6 protein-coding genes and 1 tRNA gene are annotated in these 6,060 nt (G+C 70.5%); 3 read left to right on the top strand and 4 right to left on the bottom strand.

Features of this window, described 5'->3' with window-relative positions:
- Window positions 1-21: 21 nt before the first annotated feature.
- A complete protein-coding gene (locus C4313_RS03455) occupies window positions 22-480 on the top strand; it encodes a KTSC domain-containing protein (RefSeq protein WP_352428480.1) in 459 nt (152 codons plus the stop codon).
- Window positions 481-508: 28 nt separating this feature from the next.
- Here C4313_RS03455 and C4313_RS03460 read toward each other — a convergent pair whose 3' ends face one another.
- Complete coding sequence (locus tag C4313_RS03460; protein WP_352428481.1) at window positions 509-1,900, bottom strand: aspartate kinase; 1,392 nt, start codon at window positions 1,898-1,900, stop codon at window positions 509-511.
- Window positions 1,901-2,251: 351 nt separating this feature from the next.
- Between C4313_RS03460 and C4313_RS03465 the strand changes: the two genes are divergently transcribed.
- Window positions 2,252-2,327 (top strand) — tRNA-Asp (locus C4313_RS03465).
- A 256-nt stretch (window positions 2,328-2,583) separates the two neighbouring features.
- Here the strand turns inward: C4313_RS03465 and C4313_RS03470 are convergent.
- A complete protein-coding gene (locus tag C4313_RS03470; protein WP_352428482.1) occupies window positions 2,584-3,102 on the bottom strand; it encodes a hypothetical protein in 519 nt (172 codons plus the stop codon).
- A gap of 57 nt (window positions 3,103-3,159) precedes the next feature.
- On the bottom strand, window positions 3,160-3,864 hold the full coding sequence (locus tag C4313_RS03475; RefSeq protein WP_352428483.1) for a c-type cytochrome: 705 nt from the start codon (window positions 3,862-3,864) through the stop codon (window positions 3,160-3,162).
- Window positions 3,865-3,995: 131 nt separating this feature from the next.
- Between C4313_RS03475 and C4313_RS03480 the strand changes: the two genes are divergently transcribed.
- Window positions 3,996-5,678, top strand: coding sequence for a glycoside hydrolase family 57 protein (locus C4313_RS03480; RefSeq protein WP_352428484.1), 1,683 nt, complete (start codon window positions 3,996-3,998; stop codon window positions 5,676-5,678).
- Between the two features lie 61 nt (window positions 5,679-5,739).
- Here the strand turns inward: C4313_RS03480 and C4313_RS03485 are convergent.
- Window positions 5,740-6,060, bottom strand: a 321-nt coding sequence (locus C4313_RS03485) for a DUF5666 domain-containing protein (RefSeq protein WP_352428485.1), incomplete at its 5' end; no start/stop codon positions are given.

Genomic DNA, 6,060 nt, shown 5'->3' on the forward strand with positions numbered 1-6,060 from the left:
GTGCGGAAGGAGGACTGAACGATGGATGTGGCCTACGATCCAAAGACGGACACGCTGCGGCTGCGGCTGGAGCCCGCGGAAGAACCGGGAAGCGGGTGGCGGGCCGGCGGCGTCTCTTTCCGCCTCGAGGAGATCGATGGGGAACGCTACCTATTCGTCCGGCCGTTCCGGGAGGGATGGCGGCGGCTGCTGGCGGCGGTCCCGACGCTGCGGGCGCTGGCGACGGAGGCCGGCGGATGGGTGGACGTCTCCTCGAGCATGATCCGCGCCGTCCGCTATGACCCCGAGCGTCGCGTCCTGGAGGTGGCCTTCAACAAGGGCGTCTATGTTTACTACGAGGTCCCCCCCGAGGTCTTCGAGGGCCTCCTTCAGGCGGACTCCAAAGGGCGCTACATGCGGGACCGGATCATCGACAGCTACCCCTGGATCCGCAAAGACGAGCGGCGGCGCGGCGGCCCGGCCATGGCTCCCGGGCTCTGAGGGCCCGGGGGAACCCAACGGCGGGGCCTCAACCGTAGAAGGCCGCGTGGATACGGCGAACCGCCTCCTCGGCCTCGCTCTCGGCCACCACCAGGGAGAGGTTGTATTCCGAGGAGCCCTGGGCGATGGAGAGCACGTTGATCCGGCAGGCCCCCAGGGCATTGAAGACGCGGGCGGCGATCCCCGGGGTGGCCCGCAGGCCAGCCCCCACCACCGCGATGATGGCCACCCGATCCATCGCCCAGATGTCCTCGATGTCCCGCCGGGCGATCTCCCGCTCGAAGGCTGCTCGCAGGGCCTGCACCACGCGGGGGGCGGCGGCGGCGGGGATCACGAAGCAGATGTTCTGTTCCGAGGAGGATTGGGAGATCATCAGGATGTTGACCCCCAACCCGGCGACCGTGGCGAAGGTCCGCGCGGCGACCCCGGGCACCCCCAGCATTCCGCGCCCTTCAACGGTGATCAGGCTCATGCCCTTGATCAGGGTGACCGCCTTGACCTGCCCGTTCCCACGGGGTTCCGGGACGATCCACGTGCCGGGGTGCTGGGGGTTGAAGGTGTTTCGGATGCGCACCGGGATGCGACGGTCGATGCAGGGCAGCAGGGTGCGGGGATGCAGCACCTTGGCCCCAAAGTAGGCCATCTCGGCGGCCTCGATGTAAGAGAGTTCGGGGATGGTGCGGGCCTCGGGGACGATGCGGGGATCCGCGCTCATCACCCCATCCACATCGGTCCAGATCCACACCGCCTCCGCGTCCAGAGCGTATCCCAGCAGCGTGGCGGAGAAGTCGGAGCCGCCCCGGCCCAAGGTGGTGGGCCGGCCCTCGGGGGTAGCCCCGATGAAGCCGGTGACCACGGGGAGGACGCCGCGTTCGAGCAGGGGAAGGAGATGGGCCCGGGCCCGCTCCCGCGTCCGCTCCAGGTCTGGTGAGGCCTCCCCGAAGCGGTCATCGGTGACCACGAAGGCGTCGGCGTCCACGGCCTCGGCGGACACCCCCCGCGCGCGCAGGACGGCCGCCAGGATGCGGGCGCTCCAGCGCTCCCCGAACCCGGCCAGCCGATCCAGGGCGGATGGGGAAAGCTCCCCCAGGGCGGCCACCGCCCGGGCCACTGCCTCCGCCTGCCCAAACCCAGCCCGAAGGGCCTCCTCCAGGGCGGCCGCCTCGGCCGGGGGCAGGGCCAGGGCGTCGACGGTGCGCCGATGCTGCGCCGCCAGCGCCTCCAGGGTGGCGGCCCAGCCCGGATCCCCCCGGGCGGCCTGGTGCCCCAGGCGGATCAGGGCGTCGGTCACGCCGGCTATGGCGGAGACCACCACCGCCAGCCGCGGATGGCGCGCCCGGACCCGCTCGATGAGATCCGCCACGTGCTGAAAACGGGTGGCGTCGCCCACCGAAGTCCCCCCGAACTTCATCACCAGCATGGCACCCTCCCCGGGCGGGTTCTTCCCAAAGAGCGACCCCCCGGCCGTTCCTTCGGCCGGGGGGTCGCCGTTTTCGCGGATGGTGTGGGATCTCACACGACCAACAAAGGGCCACCCTCCCGGCCGACGGACGGCCCGGTGGTCATCGTCCCAGTGGTGGTCATCCGCGCGGGAAGGAGGCCCATCCGACGCGATCGCTCCTTTTCAGGCTGTTTTTTATTGTATCCATCCGACCGGATCTGTCAACCGCCGGCAGGGTTTTGTCGGGCGCACCGTGCGGCGCCTCCCTCGAACCTCCGCGCCCTTGTCTTGACGCCGGGCCGTGGGGATGGTATATTCTGAAAGAGAGCAGGGCCCGTGGTGTAGCCCGGTCCAACACGCCGCCCTGTCAAGGCGGAGATCGCGGGTTCGAATCCCGTCGGGCCCGTACGGGCCTTCCCTCAAGGGCCATCCCGAACAAGGGATGGCCCTTTTGCTATCCCCCTCCGCCTGTCGCTTCCGCGGCCCCACGGCATCCGATGCGGGTTTCAGCAGAGCACCCATCCTCCAGCCCTCCGGTCATCAAAACCGTATCCCCCTGCTGAACGGCCTCCCCTGTTTCCGCAGGTGCCGTTGGAATCAGAAGGTGGGCGCCGCGGCCGCGGCGCCCACCCCTTCCCCCTCTCTGCACCCCGAAAATCCGCTCACGCCAAACGCCGGCGCAGGGCGTAGCCGGCCCCGATCAACAGGGCACCCCCCAGCCCCGCCAGGAGCCCCCACGCCCCGGCCGGAACCCCGCCGCCTTCCCCGCCCGTCCGCGGGAGGGCCGCCACGATCTCGCCGCAGGCCACGTAGACTGCGATCTCCTGCGCCGATTTGTGGACGTTGATGGCGAAGGGCTTGGCCAGCAGATCCGTGAGCCGCACGTTGACCGTGGTGGTCGACCGGCCGTCCCGGACCGGCGTCAACGGAAAGGCGGGCTTGGGGTTCAGGTTGGCGCAGGTGCCCTCATGGATGTGGGCGGGTTGGTCGACCCCCGCCGGGCCGGGGGTGATGGTGATGGTCACCTCGGTCTGATCCCCCATCGCCCGCAGGGTGGCGGTCCCGGATTGGCCGGACCCCCCTTGCTCCTTGAGGGGGATGGTCACGGTTTGCGGGGCCGGCGCCGCGGCCACCGCCACCACCCCAAGCAACACAAGCCCCCCATAGAACCACCGTCCCATGGCTCCCTCCTGAGTGAAGATTCGGGATCGCCGGCCGGCGCCGGCGGATCCGTCGGATCACGGGGCCGCCTCCTGGGCCAGAGCAGCCAGGTAGGCCAGCAGGTCAGCGATCTGCGCCTCCGAGAGATCGGCCCCGACGGCCGGCATCTGCCCGCCTCCTTCCCGGATCTGTCGGGCGATGAAGGCCGGCGTGTGCCGGCGGAGCACGTCCACCAGCGAGGGGGGCGGTGGGTCGAACCCCAGGCCCACCCCCGGCTGGCGCCCGCCCTCCAGATGGCACGAGGCGCATCGCTCCCGAAAGAGGGCCGCCCCCCGGGCCACCGCCACGGGCTCCGGCGGCGCGGGGGTTCGCTGGAAGGCCGGCGGTCCTTTCAGCGTCCGGAGGTAGTCCAGCAGGCGCGCCACCTCATCCCCCGTCAGACGGTCCTGGAAGCCGGGCATATCCCCGCGGCCCTCCTCGATCTGCCGCCGGAGGAAATCCAGCGAATGCCGCTCGGCCACGCCCCGCAACGAGGGACCGACCCCCGGGGCAGTTCCCCCCTGCGGATGACAGGCTTCGCAGAAGGCCGCAAAGAGGGCCGGCCCGGTCTCCGGCCGGGAGGTCGCCGTCGGCGTCGGGGCGGGCGCCGGCGTGGGGATCGATGGCGAAGGGGAGGGCGCCGGGGAAAGCGAAGCGCCCCGGCATCCCAGCGCCCCGAGGATCCCCAGCAGGGCCCAGCGGGCCCATCGGCCTTCTCCCCGGCGAAAGCGTCGGCGGCCCATTCGTTCGGCCAGCGGTCGAGATCCACACGTTGATACGCGGCAGGTTGGCCAGCGGTTCACCGGAGCCGGCGGCACCGCCCGCGGGGCTTTTTCGCTATCATAGAAGGCGATCTTCACCCAGGAGCCGGACGATGCCGCGGATCGGGGCCTTCACCTTCGTGCTGCACGCCCACATCCCCTACTGCCGGCGGGCCGGGCGCTGGCCCCACGGCGAGGAGTGGCTGCACGAGGCCATCGCCGAGACCTACCTTCCCCTCCTCGACGCCCTTTACGACCTTCACGAGGAAGGAATCCCCGCCCGCCTGACCCTCAGCCTCACCCCAGTGCTGGCTGAGCAACTGGCCGACCCCCTGATCCACGACCATTTCGTTGAATACGTGATGGACCGGCGCCAGCGGGCGGAGCAGGACGTGGCCCGCTTCGAGGCGGAAGGGAATCCCCACCTCAAGGGCCTGGCCCTCTTCTATGTCGCCCTCTACGAGCGTCGGCATCGACACTTCGTCGAGCGCTACGGCCGGGATCTCCTGGGAGCCTTCCGGCGCCTGCAGGAGGCAGGGGTCCTGGAACTGGTGACCAGCGCCGCCACCCACGGCTACCTCCCCCTTCTCTCCCGGGATTCCTCGATCCGGGGGCAGTTGCGGGTCGGGGTGCAGACCTACCGGCGGTTCTTCGGACGGCATCCCTTCTCCATCTGGCTCCCGGAATGCGCCTACCGGCCCGCCTATCGTCTGTCCGATGGGACCATCCGCCCGGGCCTGGAGTGGTTCCTCGCCCAGGAGGGGCTGCGCCTGTTCTTCGCCGAGACCCACGCGGTGGAGGGCGGGCGGCCGGTGGGGAAGGCAGCAGGGGACGCCATCGGCCCTTACGGGCAGATCGCCCGCCACTACGTGATCCCCTTCGAGACCGTGGCTCAGGCCCGGGGGACCACCTATCGGCCCTATTACGTGGCGCGCACCGACCTCTCCGCCGGGGAGCACTCGGGCGTGGCCGTGGTGGCCCGCAACAACCGCACGGGGATGCAGGTGTGGTCCGCCGATTGGGGATACCCGGGCGACTTTGATTACCGGGAGTTCCACAAGAAGGACGGGCGGTCAGGGCTGCAATACTGGCGGGTGACCGGCAAGGTCGATCTCGGGGAGAAAGACGTCTACCATCCGGAGTGGGCGGCCGCCAAGGTGGAGCAACACGCCCAGCATTTCGTCGACCTGGTCCACGACCTCTTGCGGGAGTTCCACCGGGCCAGCGGGCGTCTCGGCCTGATTGCCGCCAACTACGACGCGGAACTGTTCGGCCACTGGTGGTTTGAGGGGGTGGACTGGATCCGGGCAGTGTTGCGGCGGCTGGCGGCCAGCGACGAGGTCTGGCTCACCACCGCCCGTGCCTATGTGGAGGCCGAGCCGCCCGACGAGGTCCTGGTGCTCCCGGAGTCCAGTTGGGGGCTGGGGGGCGGCCACTGGACGTGGGACAACCCGGAGGCCCACTGGATGTGGGGGCCGATCCACGAGGCGGAGGCCCGCATGGAGCGGCTGGCCGCGCGCCATCGGGAGGCCGACGAGGCCACCCGCCGCGTCCTCAACCAGGCGGCCCGCGAACTGCTCCTCCTGCAGTCCAGCGACTGGCCCTTCCTGGTCACCACAGGGCAGGCTCGGGCCTATGCCATCGAGCGCTTCATGGGCCATCTGGAGCGCTTCGAAGCCCTCTGCCGCTCCGTTGAGGAAGGACGTCCGGACGTCGACCTGGCCGAGGAATACTGGGAACTGGACCGGGTGTTCCCCGATCTGGACCACCGGTGGTGGGCGGTGGAGGAACCCTGAGGGCCCCAGCCGGGAGGGGGGAGAAGGCGCAGCGCCAGATTCGAGGAGCGGCCCTCCCCCCTCAATCCTCCCGTTTGATCTGCAAGGCGATCCACACCCCGTCTGCGCGCCGCCTGGCCTTCACCTCCACCCGATCCCCGACCTGCGGGTTCCCCCGGATCTCTGTCTCAGCCGTGACTTCCACCGCACGGCCGTCGATGACCCAGGTGGTGCCGGCGATGGCCTGAAGGGTCCCCTTCCACTCCCCTTCCTCCTCCCCAGGAGTCGACGTGGGCGTGCGGGTGGGCCGCAGCGTCGGCGTGGGCTCCCGCGTTGGCACTGGCGGGGGCGAGGCCGTCGGGGCCGGGGTCTCCGTGGGCGCCGGGGTCGGGCTCGGCCGTGG

Origin of the sequence: Thermoflexus sp. (assembly GCF_040289485.1) — a bacterium.
Taxonomy (GTDB): Bacteria; Chloroflexota; Anaerolineae; order Thermoflexales; family Thermoflexaceae; genus Thermoflexus.